The sequence below is a fragment of the Phaeodactylibacter luteus genome, assembly GCF_007993045.1.
Classification (GTDB): domain Bacteria; phylum Bacteroidota; class Bacteroidia; order Chitinophagales; family Saprospiraceae; genus Phaeodactylibacter; species Phaeodactylibacter luteus.
The window spans coordinates 34,982-52,361 of the sequence record NZ_VOOR01000017.1; the positions used below are offsets into that span (position 1 = coordinate 34,982).

Sequence of the window (17,380 nt, forward strand, 5' to 3'; positions counted from 1 at the left end):
TTAAGAAGCCAGGTGCTTCCCGCCGCGCTCCAGGAAATCACGGACGGCAGTAAAGGAAACGACTTTATCTTCGAAATGAGCAATGGCTGACTGCTGCTCCTCTGAAGTAGCCTGCAGGTGGTTGAGCATGTTCATCAGGTGCATTTTCATATGCCCTTTTTGGATGCCTGTGGTCACAAGGGAGCGCACTGCGGCGAAATTCTGAGCAAGCCCGGTAGCGGCAATGATGCTCATCAGCTCACGCGCAGAGGGCTGCCCTAGTATGTCGAGCGCACGCCGGGCTACCGGGTGGAGGCGGGTCAGCCCACCAACAGTACCTACCGCCAGCGGAAGGTCTAGCCAAAAGGTAAAGGCCCCATCCTCAACAGTGCATTGGCTTAGGCTGCGGTATTGCCCGTCCCGTGCAGCATAAGCATGCCCGCATGCTTCTATCGCCCGGAAGTCGTTGGCAGTAGCCAGGACAACAGCGTCAATACCATTGAAAATCCCTTTGTTGTGGGTTGTTGCGCGGTAGGGGTCTAAGCGGGCAATACGCACTGCTTTGGCAAATTTCCCGGCGAACTCTTCCGGTGCCATATCTGGGCAAACCCCTTTCAGGGTTTCCACCTCGCAAGACACTGTGGCACGCACCACACAGTCGGGGGTATAATTAGAAAGGATGGCCATAATGATTTCTGCACGGGCAGAGGAGCCTTGGAAATCGGGCGATGCTTTAAGGTAGCGCTGCAGCCCCTGCCCAAATTCTTCCAGTACAGAGTTGATGAAGTTGGCGCCCATGGAGTCACAAGTCTCGAATGCTACCCGAAGCTGATAGTAGTCGGGCTCCTGCCCGGTAAGGTCAATGAGCTCAATGCCTTTTACGCCACCGCCACGTTTTTCCATATTGGCAGTAAGGTGGGCTGCATCTGCCAGGAGCTGTGCTTTGAGAGCTGGGAGGTGCTGACGGAGCAGCGCTACATCCCCCTGCCAGCTGAAGTGCACCTGGCCTATTTTTTCCGTATCCAGCACTTCCGTGCGGAAGCCTCCCCTTGAGAGCCAAAACTTAGCAGCACTTGATGCGGCGGCTACTACGGAGCTTTCTTCTATGACCATAGGCACAGCATAAACCCGCCCATCGATCAGGAAGTTGGGCGCAATCCCAAAGGGCAAAGGGTAATTGCTGATGGTGTTTTCACTGAAGCCGTCTAGGATACGCTGTTGCCCCTCATCTGTGTGCCAGAAAGAGCGCAGGGCTTCTGCATCCGATTGAGCGTCGGGAAGAAAGCGCGCAGCGACCCAATTGAGTTTTTCCTCTTTAGTGAACCTGGAAAAACCAGTTATGATATTATCCTGCATACCGTCAAAGTCGAATGTTGGCCCGGTCAATTAGACGGGCTTTATCTTCAGAAAAGCATTGGCCAGTTCTAGCCCCTCAACCTGAGCGGCCACGTACTCCTGCAGGGCTTCGTAGCTGCCCCGTGCATGCCGCAAAAATGCGGAAGCCTGCCCGTATATGGCAGGGGCTTGTATTTTATTGATCAGATAGTAGCCGTCCAGGAAGTGCTGTACGCCGCCACTGATGATGAACTGCCGGCACTGTGCAGCGTTGCCGAGCTCCAGCAGTAGTTGATTTGCCAAAATTACCATTTCTTCGGCACTATGGCCTACATAAGCCAAGGGCTCGTAGGTTGCTGCTTTCTGGGCGTCTCCCCTGAGCATCTCCAGCCTGGAGAAATTGGTGCCGCCGTTAGCGGCAAAGTCGATAGCAGCCAGGGGGAGCTGCATCAGTGCTTTGAGGCTTTCGTAGCCCATGCCCTGTCCAACTTCCTTTACAATGACCGGGGCCTCAGTTTTTTCAAGGACCCGTTGTATGGTTTCTAAAGGGGGCCGCTTAAAGCGGTCGCCTTCCGGCTGCAGCCACTCTTGTAAGGGGTTGATATGGATGATGAGCCCATCAGCCTGTAATTTGGAGAGCAAGTCTTGGACCCTGTACAGCTCGCCTTTGTCGATAAGCTCTTCGAGCTGGGCTATGCCTAGGTTGGCAAAGAGCGGAAGGTCATCTCCAATCAGTGGGCGGACATTGAAGTCGGCGAGGCTGTCATTGCTATAAAGGAGCGGCCGGCAGGAGCCCAGGCCCATGCCCATGCCAAATTCTTTGCAGGCCCGGGCAAGGTTGTGGTTGATGGTGTTGGCGTGTTCAGTGCCTCCCGTCATGCTCGAGACCCAGACCGGCGCCGTCATCGTTTTGCCAAGGAATAGGAATTTTTTTAGGCTGCCTTTTTCAGGGTGGGCAGCCAATACCGGCTCGTAAAAAAAACGATTGTCCAGCGTGCCACTTTCTACCTGTGAGCGGAAGGCCAGTTCAATGTGGTCGCGCTTACGGGCAGCAGCCGTCGGGTCATTCGATTGGGGCAAAGTATCCACAGTTACAGATTTGCTGGTAAAGGTCATAAATTTCTTGTTTTTGACAGGAAACAGCGCCTGATATTCAATATTTCTTGTCTATTTCCCCGGGCGTGAACCAAAATATCACAGGTGCTTAAGCGCTCTGGGTTATAGGCTGGCATTGGCCTAGCGCTGTGCAGGGGTGTTAAGCCCGACAGGGCCGAGCGGATAGCGAGCCCCGGAGCATAGCGGCAGCTGCCCACTGGCAGGTGCAGGCCCCACCCTGACGGCAATTGGGTTTGAGACCATTCCCCCAGCTTTGTCTGACGGGTTTGGAACAACGGCCGTGCTAAATGGTTTAGGCAGAGCTTGCCGGCAGCAAGGCTGCGCGCAGAAATTATTTTTGCCGCTAGGAAACTATTTTTCCTGCCGGGGAGTTGATGGGGGTACTGATTGGCAGCTGACGCGTCATGAGTGTCGATCTGGCTGCCTAACAGTAACTTATCTTCTATTGCTTCACCCCGGTTCCTGCCTGGTTTGACTACTTGGCATTCTGGAAAAAATAGTATCTTCATGGTGCAAACGATGAAACATAAAGGTATGACCAAAGAGCAGGAACAGATTTTCGAGCAGGAGTTTCTTCCGCATCTCGATGCCCTGTACACCTTTGCGTATCACCTGACGTACAATGAAGAGGATGCCAATGACTTGGTGCAGGAGACGTACCTCAAGGCAGTACGTTTTATCAGCAGCTACCACGCAGGTACCAACGCGAAGGCTTGGCTGTTCCGGATACTGAAAAATGCCTTTATCAATCAGTACCGGAAAAAAAGCAAGCAGCCCACCAAGGTTGACTACGAAGAGATCGTCAATTATCACGATGAAGAAGACACCAACTTCTCCAGTTATATGGACTTGCGGGAGGAGATGTTTCAGGGGATGATGGGCGATGAAGTGACTAATGCTATCAATAGCCTGCCTGTCGATTTCCGCGTGGTATTGTTGTTGTGTGATGTGGAAGGTTTTACTTATGAAGAAATTTCAAAAATTGTCAATATCCCGCTGGGCACAGTGCGTTCGCGCCTGTACCGGGCAAGGAACCTGCTCAAGGAGCAGCTGAAAACTTACGCTGAGTCCTTGGGCTACAAGGACAATCGTCAATAAGAGCTAAGCCCGGTCATGACCTGAATACAGGGCATGTACCGGGCTTTCTCAATCGTAAATTCGTTAACTACTACTGTTCTGTAGTACGATCCCATGAAACATTATTGAATGGCAACAGCTTCGTTGTTGTTGCCCTTGCTGCCTGCGTGCTCATACCGCGCAGTCTGCTGCATTCAATTGTGTTTCAGCCCTGGCCGGGGAGGCCATCAAACAATAGGGCTATAATGAACTGGAAATTGGGCACTGACGTTTACTACAACTCTTGGAAAACAGGCACTCGCGCTGTAGAGCGCTGTCTGCAGCATGGTGGTTGGTGTGCGTTCATCCCTTTTTGTTGTTCATGCCCGGCAAGCATAGGGCGGGCATACAGAACGGTAAAAAACGCATGACCATGAGAGATCAGAATTATCAGCACCTCGTCCGTAAAGTCACGATGTACCTAGACAACGAGCTCAGTGAGAGCGCTGAACGAGAACTACTGATGGAGATCAAGTCCAATCCCGCCTACCTGAAAGTCCTTAGTCAGGAAAAATCCTTCCGGGAGTTTATCAAGAGCAAAATACATCGCCGGAAGCCTTCCCCCGCCCTCATACAATCAATCAAAGAGAAAATTAAAGTAACGACTACCGCGTAGCAGCTTGGGCTGCTCCGTACGTGGAGCATAATGGCACTACAATGATAGCCCGGTAACCATTCTGAAGGTTGCCGGGCTATTCAATTTTGGGCGGTTCCTTAAGCCGGCAGATGGCAGAAGGCGCTGTGCCCAGCCCGCTAAAAGTCGGTCCCGATCGAAAGGTAGAACTTAGGGTCTTGCACTTGTCGGGTTTCTATGCCCCAGGCATAATCTGCCCGTACAAAATAGCCAAATAGCATGGCCCGCACTCCGGCGCCGTATCCAGCTACGAGCGGGTCACGGAAGTAGTTGACCTTTACGGAAACTAAGCCAGAGTTGTCGACGATAGAGGTATTGAGCGGGTTCTCTATGCTATATGGGTCCCGCCCTTCCCAAGCTGTGCCTACATCAAAGAAGCCAACCAATTGGAAATTCCTGAGGAAAGGGGAGCGCAGGCGGTTCGAAAAGTACTTGAATATGGGCATCCGGAGCTCTATATTGGACAAGAGGTAGGAATTGCCGTTGCGGATGTTGAGGTCAAACCCCCGCATATTGGTCGCTAGGGCCTGGAATGCGATGTCTGCACCAGCAGATGGTATGGGGATCTCGTTGTTGAAGCTGTTGAAGAGCCAGTTGTCCACCCCGCCCAAGAAATAAATCATGCGTTCAGACCCAAAAGATGTTGCCCCGGCTGCCCGCAAGGCGATGACAGAATGCTTGAGGAAACGCTGATAGTGCCGGGCGTCAAACCCGATAATCCCCATAGCGCCCCGGGCAAGGTCGAAAGAAGCGCCATCGGAGAGGTTGATGTCAAACTTTTTCACACCTTCGACATAGACCTTATAGCGGCTGCCATTTTTGATATTGAGCGCCACGTCCAGCGTATTGTCAAACACATATTCCAAGCGTATCCCAGCCCGTTCATCGCTTCTAGTTGGTACTTCCAGCGAAGCGCGCTCCGTGGCAAGCTGTGTGACCCGGTCGCGCCTTAGGGTGGCCGTGGCCCGGAGGCTGCGGAAGATGTCTAGGGGGTATCGGACCCCATATTGCCCGAGCAGGATGTTCACCTCATTGCGGTTGGGCACAAAAGATAGGCTTTCGTAAGAAAAGCGCTGATTACGACGGTAGACAGCATAGTGGCGGTCGAGGCGCCGCTTTTTATCCGCAAAAGTGATGAAGTACTCTGTGCCATTGAAAGTCGTTGGCACTCGTACACCCCCTTCGAACTCATAATCTTCAAAGAGGTCTTTGAAGTTAGCCTTGAGCAAAATGCCAGGGTTGGGCAGGTTGAACCCATCCGGGTTGGCGGCAAAGCTGTTGAGCCCATCAAACAAAAGGCTGTTGTCAAGTTGTGTGGTGACGAAGTCTGTGCGGAATTCCAAACGGTAGTTGGTGATCCGGGAAGGGTTGAAATCGTAAGCTTTTTTAGTGGAAGGGCGGTTGCTGTTCAGTACGCTTGAAATCTGGCTAGGGTTGGTAATGACACGGACTTGCTGCGGTGCATCAGCTTCTTCCGACTCTTCTACAATGATGATGGCCGGGTCATCGTCCTCGTCGTCAAATTCGCTTTGGAAGAGATAATTGTCTATATCCACCCTGCCAGTATCCCGCTGAGCTTCTTTCACAGGTACCGTGTCAACGGTGATGATGGGGGAGCTCTCTTGCAGCAAGGAAAGCTCCGGCTGCACATTGCGCCGCCCGTCATCGGGCACCACAACTGCTTTTTTGATTTCTGCCGATCGTTTTTCCTGGAAGGAGGTGCCTCCCAGTGCGGCAATCTGCTCTTCAGGCTCTGGTTGGAACAGGTGGATCTGATGCTCCCCATTGACAAGGGCAAGCTGTACCGCCCGGTTGGCAATCCGGCTTTTATGCTGGCTCAGGATATTCCGGCCGTAGTTGGTGTTAGGCTGAGTAATGGCCCGTTTCTTTATGATGGGCTCTAGGATAATGGTGTCGATCAGTGAGGTGTCCAATGACTCTAGGGCAGAGTCAGCGTGCATGCGGATTTCGGAGCCGTCCTCCAGGTAAATGAGCTGGTCGTAATGATGGAGGTACTCTTCCAGATAACCGGACTCCCTGTTATAAATGCCAGACCGGTCAGAGAGATAAGAGAACCAAGTGGTGTCTACGCCCATTGGCTGCCGTTCGTTGGCATAGGGCGTGTTGGTGATCCTGACCAGCTCCCGGCTTCGGTTTTCCAAATCGTAATAAAAGATGTCAAAATCATCAATAGGAAGGATACTGTCCAGTTTAGCTGGCTCGATCAGGGTATCCTGACGGTTGGAAGCGAACAGTATGCCTTTCTGGTTATCGATTTCCACGTAAGTGGCATCCAAGTCATCCCAGAAATCATTGGTGATGCGCTGGGTCTGACGGGTATTGGTGTAATAGAGGAACAGATCGGACTGCCCCCGTACCGCTGCGGTGAAAACCATGGTGATCGGGTTGACAAAATCCATGCTGTATACCCGTTGGTACTCAGAGGAAAGCGGCTCTTCCTGATGTTTCCCGTTGCGCACTTCATAAAGCCGCAAGTAAGCTATATCACGCTTTTCGTACAAAATCGCCACCTGCTGCCCATTGGGGTTCCATGCCACATGAGGGTAATTGTAGTCTGTGGCTTGGAAAGCATTGCGGAACCCCTGCCGGAAAATGGTTTCCTGCTTGCCTGTTGCCAAGTCGTAGAGGTATACGCGGTATTTTCCAATTTCATTGAGCACATACAGAAGCTGCTGCCCGCTCGGGCTGAGTTTGACTTGAGTGACGGGAAGGCCCCGTTTGTTTTTGAAAGGGACTGGGGCCGAGCCCAGGCTGTCCCGCTGACTGGCGTCTTGCTCATACCGCTGCCGGAAAAATATGGCCCAGCTATCGCCTACCCGCTCATAAGGCGTGCCGAGCACATAGAGGAAGCCGTTGTCGATGCTGCGGTTGATGCGGGTAAGGTATAAAAGGTTGGACACCTGTGAGCGGCCGTAGTTCTCGGCTATGTAATACCAAAGGGAATGGCCAGCAAGTTTGGGGTCTTTTGCGACAAGCCCCTCAAAGCCATCAAAGTTTTCGGAGAGGATGTAATCGCGCAGCTCATTGTCCAGGTCGGGGTTCCACCGTTCGCCTACATAGCCGATCAGCCCATCCTTGAACCATTCCGGGAGGTTCATCATTACGGCGTTCTGTACAATTTCCTGGATGTTCGAACCAAAAAGCATGGCGTTGAGGTACACGCTGGCAATGCCTTCCCTGACCTGTTTCCTAAGGTTGCGGTGGTTGCCGTCAAAATAGACAAAAACCTTATTGCCCACTATCTTGGTCTGCCCTGCGGCGCTCATAAAGGTATCCTCGCTGCCGATATTGCTCTGCTTGACATCTGTGATATCGGTATAAACGATGAGCTGTATCTTCTCATTGATGCGGTGCTCTAGCACATTCTGTATCTCCCTAGAGTCTTGTTCTGCCAGCTGCACGACGGCCTGACCTATGAACCGGCCCTCGCCGTACCAATAAGTGATAAAATTATCACTTTCATACTTAGCCCATTCTGCAAAGTCGTCGTGGTATTGCACTCGGTTTTTGCCGAACTCAACCTGAATGCCCTGCGCGTGCAGGCCACCGGCCAAAAAGAGAGGAAGGAGAAGTCGTAGGTACAGGCGCATGGAATTGAAATTTAAGGGGCCCCGTCCCGGATTCGGCCCGCAGTCAAGGTAGAACGGAGAAACTGCAGGCTACGTGCCGGAGGGGCTTTTTTTAAGGCCGTATTTGGAGTAATATACGTATTTACGAAAATATGCTGTTGGCTGGACGTGGCGGATTTTCGGTTGGCTGTTGTGCGGGCCAGCCGAAGCAAATCCTGTTGAAGGGGCCCGGCTGCCAGCCGCATTTGCCCAATAAGAAGACAGCAGACCCGGGGCCGGGGTTTAATATTCAGGCCGGTTATTCCGGGGCGGGGGCTTTATTTCCCCTTTTAGGCGTTTTGAGGACAAAAGGCCCTGCCTCCTAGCCCAAGCTTGACGTGCGCCAACCCGGTTGCCGTTTTTTTTCTGGAGGGGCCTGCCCCTGCCTGAGGGCAGGTGCCGCTATGCTGCGGGGCTCGCTATCCGCTCGGCCCTGTCGGGCTTGACACCCCTTCGCAGCGCTAGGCCAATGCCAGGCTAGAAAGCCCGAAAAGCATAAACGCCTATGATATTTTGGTTTGTGCCCAGCTTGACAGGAATTAACCCCTGCACCGCCCCCTTATACAACCAGAGCTTTACTAACTTGTGCAGAAAAAATGGCGGAAGTACTCAAACTGACGTTCAACCCCTTTCAGGAGAACACGTATATCGTTTATGATCGCACTGGCGAGTGCGTGATTTTTGATCCCGGCTGTTTTTCCGGGCAGGAGCAGCAGATGCTCATCGCAGCTATTGGCAAACACAAATTGAAGCCGGTGCGCCTTATCAATACCCATTGCCATATCGACCATGTTTTCGGCAATCAGTTCGTGGCAGACACCTATGGCCTGCCATTGGAGATACACAAAGGGGAGCTGCCTGTCTTACAGGCAGCGCCAGATTCGGCAAGGATGTTCGGTTTGCCAGTGCCTGAGGGTAAGCTATCTCCAGAGCCCGGAGCGTTTATTGCTGAAGGGGACACCATCGCTTTCGGTGAGACCGTACTGCGGGCTATCTTCACCCCAGGCCATTCCCCGGCCAGCTTGTCCTTTTTCTGTGAAGCCGGCCGCTTCCTGATCGCAGGAGATGTCCTTTTCTTCGGCAGCATAGGCCGTACCGATCTGCCTGGCGGTGATCATGGGACCTTGCTCCGGAGCATCACCGAGCAGCTGCTGCCGCTAGGCGATGATGTCACCGTTTATCCAGGGCATGGCCCGGCTACCAATATCGGTTACGAAAAACAGCACAACCCCTTCCTTTAGCTCTAAAATGACATTATAATGGACTCGACACATCTCCGGCTCTTTTGGGCCCTCTTTCTGGCCATCAGTTTCAGCGCTCAGCTCTCCGCACAGTATACCCGGCAAGATACCCTCCGTGGTTCCGTGACGCCCGAGCGCGCTTGGTGGGACTTGACCTATTACCACTTAGATATCCGGGTAGATCCCGGGCAGAAGTTCATAGAAGGGGCTAATACCATTCAGTACCGGGTGCTCAAGCCCGGGCAGCGGATGCAGATAGACTTGCAGCCGCCCATGCAGCTTACCGCAGCAGTGCAAAACGGCCAGCCCGTAAGCTTCGAACAGGAGGGGAACGTATACTACCTAGAGCTCAATGAGGTGCAGGTGCCCGGGCAAGTGTATGAAGTCAGGGTGAATTACAGTGGGCACCCAAGAGAAGCGGTAAGGGCCCCTTGGGATGGCGGCCTGAGCTGGAAAACAGATGAAAACGGAAAGCCTTTCGTGGCCACTTCCTGTCAGGGGGAAGGCGCAAGCCTATGGTGGCCGTGCAAAGACCATATGTACGATGAGCCCGATAGCATGCTCATCAGTGTAGCCGTGCCAGATACGCTGTTTGAGGTGTCCAATGGGCAGCTCAGGGGCATTTCGGATACAGGCGCAGGCACACGTACCTTCCACTGGTTTGTTGGCAACCCGATCAACAACTATGGGGTCAACATCAATATTGGGGATTATGTCCACTTTGGAGAAACCTACGACGGGGAGGAAGGCGAGCTGCCCTGTGATTATTACGTGCTGCGGGGCAACTTGGAAAAAGCAAAGGAGCAGTTCAAGCAGGTGCCTATGATGCTGGAAGCTTTCGAGCATTGGTTTGGCCCTTACCCTTTCTATGAAGACGGCTTCAAGCTTGTGGAAGTGCCTTACCTGGGGATGGAGCACCAAAGCTCCGTAACCTACGGCAATGGCTATCAGAATGGCTACCGGGGCATGGACCTTAGCGGTACGGGGTGGGGCAAAAAGTTCGACTTCATCATCATACACGAGTCTGGCCACGAGTGGTTTGCCAACAACATCACTTATAAGGACATTGCAGATATGTGGGTGCACGAGGGGTTTACGGCCTATTCAGAAAATTTATACCTCGACTATCACTTTGGCAAAGAAGCAGCAGCGGACTACGTCATTGGCACCCGCCGCAACGTCATGAACGACCGCCCCATCATTGGGGATTATGGCGTGAACCGGGCCGGCTCCGGGGATATGTACTACAAAGGCGCCAATATGCTGCATACCATCCGTACGCTGATCGGGGATGACGGGCAGTGGGCCCGTATACTGAGAGGGCTCAATCAAACTTTCTATCATAAAACCGTAACGACCCAGGAAATAGAAGGCTACCTCATTGAGCACAGCGGCCTGGCCCTACAGCCTGTATTGGATCAGTATCTGCGCGACGTGCGCATACCTGTGCTCGAGTACCGCTGGGGCAAAGGGAAAACACTAGAGTACCGATGGGCAGATTGCCTCAGCCACTTCGATATGCCCGTCGGACTGCAAGTTGGAGAGCGCACCTTGCTGCTCTCTCCCTCTACCAAGTGGGCTGCTGCCCAAGTTAAAAAGAAAGGGGAGGTGGCCCTTGTCCGGGATTACTATGCTACCCTCCGCGAAGTGGAATAAATAGGGCGTAAATCAAAATATTGCAGGCATTTATATTTTTCAGGCTTTTGGCTGGCATTGGCCTAGTGCCTCAAGCCATAAATCCTTGCCACCCCAAGTTTCGTTTTTTTCCGCCTACTCTTCGTTAAAGAACCGCTCCTTTAGCTCAGGCTAAAGTCGCGAACCTTCGCCTTGATTAGCCGGAAAATAACTTCAACTTAAGTATCAGAGATTTATGACTTAAGGCACTAGCGCTGCGCAGGGGTGGCCGAAGGCCAGCCCCGACGCCTGTAGGGCGAGGGGCCGAGCGGACAGCGAGCCCCGTAGCATAGCGGCACCTGCCCTATCGGCAGGTGCAGGCCCCATCCTCTCGGAAGGCCCCTGCTTGTAGCATTGTATGTAAAATCCAAATAACTCTACCTGCTAAAAGGGGAATAAACTAATGCCTATATACTCAATAGGTTTATTCGGTATTATGTCCTTTTGGTAGCTTTTTTTAGCATGGCGTGTGGCCTTGTCAGCTTACTTTTTTGGATAATGCTGTATTTTTGATATTTAATTCTGGTATGGCCGAGATTCTTTATAAAACTTATGAACATAATTTCATAGCTTTGTGTCTATCTGCATGACAATATCTGAAAGCCATATATTTCCAAGCTGGGCTTGTGTGCTCCGAGTCACTCAAGCCGAAGCTGGGAAGCGCTACCTTTAGCGTGTACCATACAGAAAATCAAATAAAAAGGATTCAGATATGACAATCAAGCGGACAGGGCTCCTGCCGTTCCTATTGTTGCCATTTCTATTGATGGCGCAGCAAGATGCAGAAACGGCTACTTTAAAAGAAAAGTGGCTAAAACGAAAGAAGGACTACAAGATCGAGACCGGCATGATGGTGCAGCTCTGGTCCTTGTACACGACAAACCAAGAGGTGTACAACGGCGAGCTCGGGCAGTATGAAGCAGTAGATGACCGGCTGAACGTCAACTTACGGCGCGCCCGTTTTTTGATGAAAGCCCGGCCCTACGACCGGCTAAAGTTCAATTTGGTGTTTTTCTATGACTTGGCTGGCAGAGATGTTTATAGTGCTAGCGTTGGCGGCGCAAATCCCTCTCAGCCCAATCTGGGCATATGGGATGCCTTCTTTCAGTATCAGCTGATCAAGGGCAGCGAAGCAGCCTGGCTCACAGGAGGGTGGTTCCGCCCTCAAATACAGCGGGAGAGCATCACTTCGGCTTGGTCGGTGAACTCCTTTGAAAAATCGATGTCCCAGAACTATCTCCGGCGGCATTTGGTGGGCACTGGGCCCGGCCGGGCGAGCGGGCTCAACATAGGAGGGCTTTTGCAAGGGGAAAAGGTAGGGCTCAATTATAACTTAGGTGTTTTCAACCCATTGTACACTGGGGATGTCGCCAATACCGTAGGGCGCAATTATGCCCCATTGATTGCGGCGCGTACCACGGTTTACTTGGGCGAGCCAGAAATGAAAAGCTATAAAATCGGTTATCAGGGCAATTATCTGGGCTCCCGTACCGGCTTGTCGCTCGACCTCAACGCTACCTATCAGGGGCAGACCGATATCTTTGAGCAGGCTTGGACTTTCGGCCCAGGCTTCTTGCTCAACCTGAAGAAATGGACGTTCGATGGCGAATGGCTTTGGATGTCCCGCTCTGGAGGGCTGGATGCTGGAGAATTTGACTACCTGTCGGAAACGGGCCACATCCGAGCCGGCTACAACATAGACCTGAAGCGGTTTGTGCTGGAGCCTACAGGCATGATTATGCGCTTTCAGGGAGGTACCACGGCAGAAGAACAGGCCAATGCTGCCGCTGTGCGTGCCTTTTCTGGCGCAGAAACGACTTACGACCTCGGCTTTAACCTATACCTCGACAAACGAAACTTGAAACTCAGCCTGCATTATACTTGGCGCGATGGCGATCCGGGAGCAGCAGGCGATGGCGCAACGGTCAATCAGTATTTCAGCCAAAGCGGCGTAGGGGCCATCCGGCGCGGGAATTGGCTGGGCCTGGGGCTCAACGCTATTTTTTAAAAACCAAACTCAGATATGAACGTTTTGACCCTTACCAAAAAATGGGCGTGGGCAGGGCTATCCCTAGCACTGTTCTTTACCGCCTGCCAAACGGAGGCGCCCGGGGCGGAGAAGCCTGAAACCAGCCCGGAAACAACTGCTGCCCCTGTTGACGAGTCGCTCAAGGCTTCTGTGAAAGGCCCGCATCTCCTGGAGCCGGCCGAAGTGAAGGCGCTTTACGACAGCGGGGAGCCTTTCAAAGTCATTGAAATCAGCAAAGCGGATAAATACGAGAAAGGCCACCTTCCTGGCGCCATCAATTTCTGGAGGCCAGATTACGAAGGAGGGGGGTACGAATATAGCGGCATGCGCCTTTCTGCTGATGAAATGGCTGCTTTGCTTGGGAGCCACGGCATCAGCCCGGACGATTTCATCCTTGTTTATTGTACCAAAGGCAGTGTGGATGCTATCCGCTTCATGTGGATGCTAGATTTGTACGGCCACTCCAAAAAAGCCATCATGAACGGCGGCAAGGCCGCGTGGGCGGCAGATGGGTACGAACTGACTACAGAGGCGGCCCCTGAAGCGGCCCCTGTGCTGTATACCTTTCAGCAGCCGGAGCAAACGGCCAAACTGGCCAGCTTCGACGATATGGTGGCGGCGCTGCAGGATACCAATGTCATTATTTTGGACACCCGGGAGCCGGAGGAATATCAGGGCGTACCTTATGTAGACAAAGGGGCTTGTTATCCTTACAAAAAGGGGGCCTTTACCTTTGGGCGCATCCCTGGGGCCAAACACCTCAACTGGTCGGATGCGGTAGATTTGGACGGCGATCACCGCTTCAAATCGCTTAAGGATTTGAAGTACAACTTCAAAAAAGCGGGCATCACGCCAGATAAGAAAATAATCGCTTATTGCCAGTCGGGGGTGCGCTCAGCTCATACCACTTACGTACTGACAGAACTCCTTGGCTACCCTGATGTACGCAATTATGACGGCTCTTGGATAGAGTGGAGCCACCGGTATGTCAATCAAGGAGACGTACCTGTTGAGCGGGAAATAGACGAAGCGGAGCACCAAATCCGCTTAGCCGCTTTGCAGGCTGAAGCAGCAGCTAAACTGGCAGCTGAAGAATAAATTTGATTTGTTTGATGATATTACGCTGATGATGGAAAATAACGACAACAAGAAGAAGGTCGGCATACACGAGCTGTACGCCAAGGGCCCTGAAGAGGCCGACCGCCTGCTCTGGGGCCGCGAAAGCGACCCGGAAACGCGCCGGGGCTTCCTGAGGAAAGGGGCACTGCTGGCCATTGGCGCTGCTTTGGGCGCGCCTATGGTGCATGCGCGTCATTTCCCTGCGGGCATGATCCCTGCCGGGCTGGCTAATTCTGATCAGCCGTTTCAAATCCCGGGCAAGCACCCGGACCTGATCGTCCTCAACGACCGGCCGCTCAATGTGGAGACGCCGGCGCATCTGCTGGACGATAAGCTGACGCCCGGGGATAAATTCTTCATCCGCAATAATGGCATCCCGCCTGAGATGGATGAAATTGACGCCAATACATGGACATTGACCATAGAAGGGGAATCCGTCAGCCAGAAAAAAACGTATTCCATACAGGACTTAAAGTCTAAATTCAAACACCACACTTATGAGCTGGTGCTGGAGTGCGGCGGAAACGGCCGGAAGGAGTTCAGCCCTCCTGCCAAGGGGAATCAGTGGGAAGTGGGGGCTGTCGGCTGTGCTGCCTGGACAGGCGTACGGCTGAAGGACGTCCTGCAGGATGTCGGAATCAAGTCCAATGCGGTTTATATAGGATATGAGGGTATGGACCGCCACGTGAGCGGCAACCCGGATAAGAAGCCCATCTCCCGAGGTGTCCCAATGGATAAAGCTATGATGGACGAGAGCCTGATCGCTTGGTCTATGAACGGGCAGCCTATCCCTCATCAAAATGGCTACCCCCTCCGCTTGGTGCTTGGTGGCTGGCCCGCTTCTTGTTCTGGGAAATGGCTGACCAAGATTTTGGTCCGCGACCGGGTGCACGATGGCGCTAAGATGGCTGCGCCCGCATACCGGGTGCCTTGCAAGCCGGTCGCGCCGGGCGAAAAAGTCAAAGACGAGGACATGTGCATCATCGAGGCGATGCCCGTCAAGTCGTTGATTACTTACCCCAAAACAGGGGCGACCCTCAAAAAAGGGCAGAAGCTGCCTATCAGGGGGCATGCATGGGCTGGCGACCTGGAAGTCAGCAAGATGGAAGTGTCTACGGATTTTGGGGCAACCTGGCAGGCAGCCACTTTAGAAAAGCCTAGCAACCGCTCGGCATGGCAGCATTTTAGCGCAAGCGTACAATTGCCGGAGCAGGGCTACTATGAAGTCTGGGCACGTGCTACCGACAGCGAGGGCCGGGCTCAGCCTATGATCCTTCCGGGCTGGAACCCGAAAGGCTATCTGAACAACGCTTGCCACCGAATTGCAGTAAAAGTCGTTTAAGCTATGTTAGACATTCCTGACCACCTGAACGAGAAACAAAAAGCCGCTTACCGCAAAAACTGGCTGGGCACGATGTCCCTGATTATTCAGGCCATTACTGCCATCTTTTTTGCTGCAGTGGGCTTGTTTGTATACGCTATTTTTGGCCACTCCATGATGGGGTGGCTCGACAAAGGGCCGGAGCCTATCCCTATCGAGGAGATTCAGCGCCGGATTGCAGAAAAGGAGAGCGACCTAGACCGTGTGGAAGGGGGCGTGCACCTAGAGACAGGCCTGATCGCAGCGGAAGGCTGGGAGACGGTCCGGGCTACCTGTACCGCCTGCCATTCTGCCAAGCTCGTAACACAGAACAAAGCTACCCGCGATGGCTGGAAGACCATGATCGTATGGATGCAGGAAACGCAGGGGCTATGGGATTTGGGCGATAAGGAAGCTGAAATCCTGGATTATCTGGCAGCCAACTACGCGCCGGAGGAATCGAGCCGGCGGGCAAACTTGGATATGGATGCTATCGAGTGGTACATCCTCGATTTATAGCAGGCTCGCCGATTATTTGATGATGATGAGATTTAATGTTTTAGGTAAACTATATCAATTCTGATGGTTATGAAATACTGGGATATTTTTGTCCAAGGGTACCAAGGCTACGCTAGCTACCTGTGGTACGAGATCACCCATCCGGGGTGGCACAATTACTTTTACTGGCTGTTGGCCGTTTCTGCTTTCTTCTTCCTGATGGAGGTCGTCACGCCATGGCGCAAGGAGCAGCCGAAGTTCCGCAAAGATTTTTGGCTGGACTTCTTCTACATGTTTTTCAACTTCTTTTTGTTTTCATTGGTCATTTACAACGCCGCCTCCGATGTGGTCGTCAACTTGTTCAATGACGGGATCAAGTTCATTACGGGCGGGTTTGACCTGCAGGGCTCCAACCCTCTCAATGGAGCCCCAATGTGGGCGGTACTGCTGGTAGGCTTTGTTGTCCGCGACTTTGTGCAGTGGTGGGTGCACCGGCTGCTGCACCGCAGCGACACGCTGTGGGAATTCCACAAGGTACACCACTCTGTAGAGCAAATGGGCTTTGCGGCTCACCTGCGCTACCACTGGATGGAAAACGTGGTCTACCGTACACTGGAGTACATCCCGCTTGCGCTTTTGGGCGTAGGCTTGTACGACTTCTTCATCATCCACATTTTCACTCTGGCAGTGGGCCACTACAACCACTCCAACATCACCGTGCCGGGTTATGTGACTGGAGGTGTGCTGGGCTTGCTGGTCGGGTTGGTCATTGCTACCAGCGGTTTTGAGGTAAGCTTGCTGCAGGACCCTTCCTTTAGCACACAGCTCATGGTTGTTGGCGGTAGCGTAGCTGTTGGCGCGCTCGTACTGGCGCCCGTCATGAAAGTGCTTTTCAATAGCCCCGAAATGCACATTTGGCACCATTCTTATGATTTGCCGGAAGAGCACCGTTACGGTGTCAATTTTGGGCTCACCCTGGCTTGCTGGGACTATATCTTTGGGACAGCATACATTCCGTTCAACGGCCGAGATATCCGGTTGGGCTTTCCTGGAGTGGAGGAGTTCCCTCAGGATTTTGTGGGGCAGAACCTGCACGGTATCGTCCGTAAGCATGAGGCTGAGCGCGTTTCTGAAAACGACCTGCCTGGTGCAGTGAAATCATAGATGAGGCTTTAGGGCCTTGTGTGCAAAGCCCGGTGCTGCTTTAAAGCGGTACCGGGCTTTCGTACGTAGTGGAGCATGGGCGTAGGCCAAAATGTCGCAGGCGTTTAAGCTTTTGGGCTTTATGCTGGCATTGGCCTAGCGCTGCGAAGGGGTGGCCGAAGGCCAGACCCGACGCCTGTAGGGCGAGGGGCCGAGCGGACAGCGAGCCCCGGAGCATAGCGGCACCTGCCCTCAGGCAGGGGCAGGCCCCTATCCTTGTGGCAGGTGCAGCAGCTCAGTCAAAGAGCCGGTTTTTTCGGATCGTCAACGGTTGGTATTGCCCTTCCACTTGGCTAAATGATGATATGGAAAGCGGCGGGGCTGCGGTTTTCGGCAAGCTCAAGAGCCGGTGAGCCAGTCTTACCGTCAGCGGGTGAAGGCCCACCTGCAGCGGTTAGGAGCCTGGTGATGCCAAAACGTCCGGGATTATTTTCTGGGGCGATGTAC

The 17,380-nt window shown here is 53.1% G+C and carries 12 protein-coding genes; 9 read left to right on the forward strand and 3 right to left on the reverse strand.

Features of this window, described 5'->3' with window-relative positions:
- On the reverse strand, positions 1-1,335 hold the full coding sequence (locus FRY97_RS09795; protein ID WP_147167389.1) for a hydroxymethylglutaryl-CoA reductase: 1,335 nt from the start codon (positions 1,333-1,335) through the stop codon (positions 1-3).
- A gap of 30 nt (positions 1,336-1,365) precedes the next feature.
- Entirely contained in the window at positions 1,366-2,430 is a 1,065-nt protein-coding gene (locus FRY97_RS09800) for a beta/alpha barrel domain-containing protein (protein WP_211356838.1), read from the reverse strand.
- Positions 2,431-2,937: 507 nt separating this feature from the next.
- Between FRY97_RS09800 and FRY97_RS09805 the strand changes: the two genes are divergently transcribed.
- Both FRY97_RS09805 and FRY97_RS09810 read left to right on the forward strand, forming a co-directional pair.
- Positions 2,938-3,528 carry a sigma-70 family RNA polymerase sigma factor gene (locus FRY97_RS09805; RefSeq protein ID WP_211356839.1) on the forward strand — a complete coding sequence of 197 codons (591 nt, stop codon included), beginning with the start codon at positions 2,938-2,940 and terminating at the stop codon, positions 3,526-3,528.
- 391 nt (positions 3,529-3,919) lie between these two features.
- Complete coding sequence (locus FRY97_RS09810) at positions 3,920-4,162, forward strand: hypothetical protein (protein ID WP_147167329.1); 243 nt, start codon at positions 3,920-3,922, stop codon at positions 4,160-4,162.
- Between the two features lie 137 nt (positions 4,163-4,299).
- On the opposite strand, the gene FRY97_RS09815 is transcribed toward FRY97_RS09810, so the two are convergent.
- Positions 4,300-7,791: a hypothetical protein gene (locus FRY97_RS09815; protein WP_147167331.1), complete on the reverse strand. Its 3,492-nt coding sequence runs from the start codon at positions 7,789-7,791 to the stop codon at positions 4,300-4,302.
- A 614-nt stretch (positions 7,792-8,405) separates the two neighbouring features.
- Here FRY97_RS09815 and FRY97_RS09820 point away from each other — a divergent pair.
- From FRY97_RS09820 to FRY97_RS09850, 7 genes are all read left to right on the forward strand, one after another.
- Complete coding sequence (locus tag FRY97_RS09820; protein ID WP_147167332.1) at positions 8,406-9,050, forward strand: MBL fold metallo-hydrolase; 645 nt, start codon at positions 8,406-8,408, stop codon at positions 9,048-9,050.
- A gap of 18 nt (positions 9,051-9,068) precedes the next feature.
- A complete protein-coding gene (locus FRY97_RS09825; RefSeq protein ID WP_147167333.1) occupies positions 9,069-10,706 on the forward strand; it encodes a M1 family metallopeptidase in 1,638 nt (545 codons plus the stop codon).
- 730 nt (positions 10,707-11,436) lie between these two features.
- Positions 11,437-12,732, forward strand: a complete 1,296-nt coding sequence (locus FRY97_RS09830; protein ID WP_147167335.1) for a porin family protein — start codon at positions 11,437-11,439, stop codon at positions 12,730-12,732.
- 15 nt (positions 12,733-12,747) lie between these two features.
- Entirely contained in the window at positions 12,748-13,851 is a 1,104-nt protein-coding gene (locus tag FRY97_RS09835; protein WP_147167336.1) for a sulfurtransferase, read from the forward strand.
- Positions 13,852-13,882: 31 nt separating this feature from the next.
- A complete protein-coding gene (locus tag FRY97_RS09840) occupies positions 13,883-15,214 on the forward strand; it encodes a sulfite oxidase (protein WP_147167391.1) in 1,332 nt (443 codons plus the stop codon).
- A 3-nt stretch (positions 15,215-15,217) separates the two neighbouring features.
- Positions 15,218-15,751, forward strand: coding sequence for a hypothetical protein (locus tag FRY97_RS09845; protein WP_246141657.1), 534 nt, complete (start codon positions 15,218-15,220; stop codon positions 15,749-15,751).
- A 69-nt stretch (positions 15,752-15,820) separates the two neighbouring features.
- A complete protein-coding gene (locus FRY97_RS09850) occupies positions 15,821-16,894 on the forward strand; it encodes a sterol desaturase family protein (RefSeq protein ID WP_147167338.1) in 1,074 nt (357 codons plus the stop codon).
- The last annotated feature ends 486 nt before the right edge of the window (positions 16,895-17,380 follow it).

What these genes read in the sequence shown, in the direction of transcription:
- FRY97_RS09800 (WP_211356838.1), bottom strand. Translation starts at nt 2,430, where the DNA reads ATGACCTTTACCAGCAAATCTGTAACTGTGGATACTTTGCCCCAATCG.
- FRY97_RS09820 (WP_147167332.1), top strand. Translation starts at nt 8,406, where the DNA reads ATGGCGGAAGTACTCAAACTGACGTTCAACCCCTTTCAGGAGAACACG.
- FRY97_RS09850 (WP_147167338.1), top strand. Translation starts at nt 15,821, where the DNA reads ATGAAATACTGGGATATTTTTGTCCAAGGGTACCAAGGCTACGCTAGC.
- FRY97_RS09845 (WP_246141657.1), top strand. Translation starts at nt 15,218, where the DNA reads ATGTTAGACATTCCTGACCACCTGAACGAGAAACAAAAAGCCGCTTAC.
- FRY97_RS09805 (WP_211356839.1), top strand. Translation starts at nt 2,938, where the DNA reads ATGGTGCAAACGATGAAACATAAAGGTATGACCAAAGAGCAGGAACAG.
- FRY97_RS09810 (WP_147167329.1), top strand. Translation starts at nt 3,920, where the DNA reads ATGAGAGATCAGAATTATCAGCACCTCGTCCGTAAAGTCACGATGTAC.
- FRY97_RS09840 (WP_147167391.1), top strand. Translation starts at nt 13,883, where the DNA reads ATGGAAAATAACGACAACAAGAAGAAGGTCGGCATACACGAGCTGTAC.
- FRY97_RS09795 (WP_147167389.1), bottom strand. Translation starts at nt 1,335, where the DNA reads ATGCAGGATAATATCATAACTGGTTTTTCCAGGTTCACTAAAGAGGAA.
- FRY97_RS09830 (WP_147167335.1), top strand. Translation starts at nt 11,437, where the DNA reads ATGACAATCAAGCGGACAGGGCTCCTGCCGTTCCTATTGTTGCCATTT.
- FRY97_RS09835 (WP_147167336.1), top strand. Translation starts at nt 12,748, where the DNA reads ATGAACGTTTTGACCCTTACCAAAAAATGGGCGTGGGCAGGGCTATCC.
- FRY97_RS09815 (WP_147167331.1), bottom strand. Translation starts at nt 7,791, where the DNA reads ATGCGCCTGTACCTACGACTTCTCCTTCCTCTCTTTTTGGCCGGTGGC.
- FRY97_RS09825 (WP_147167333.1), top strand. Translation starts at nt 9,069, where the DNA reads ATGGACTCGACACATCTCCGGCTCTTTTGGGCCCTCTTTCTGGCCATC.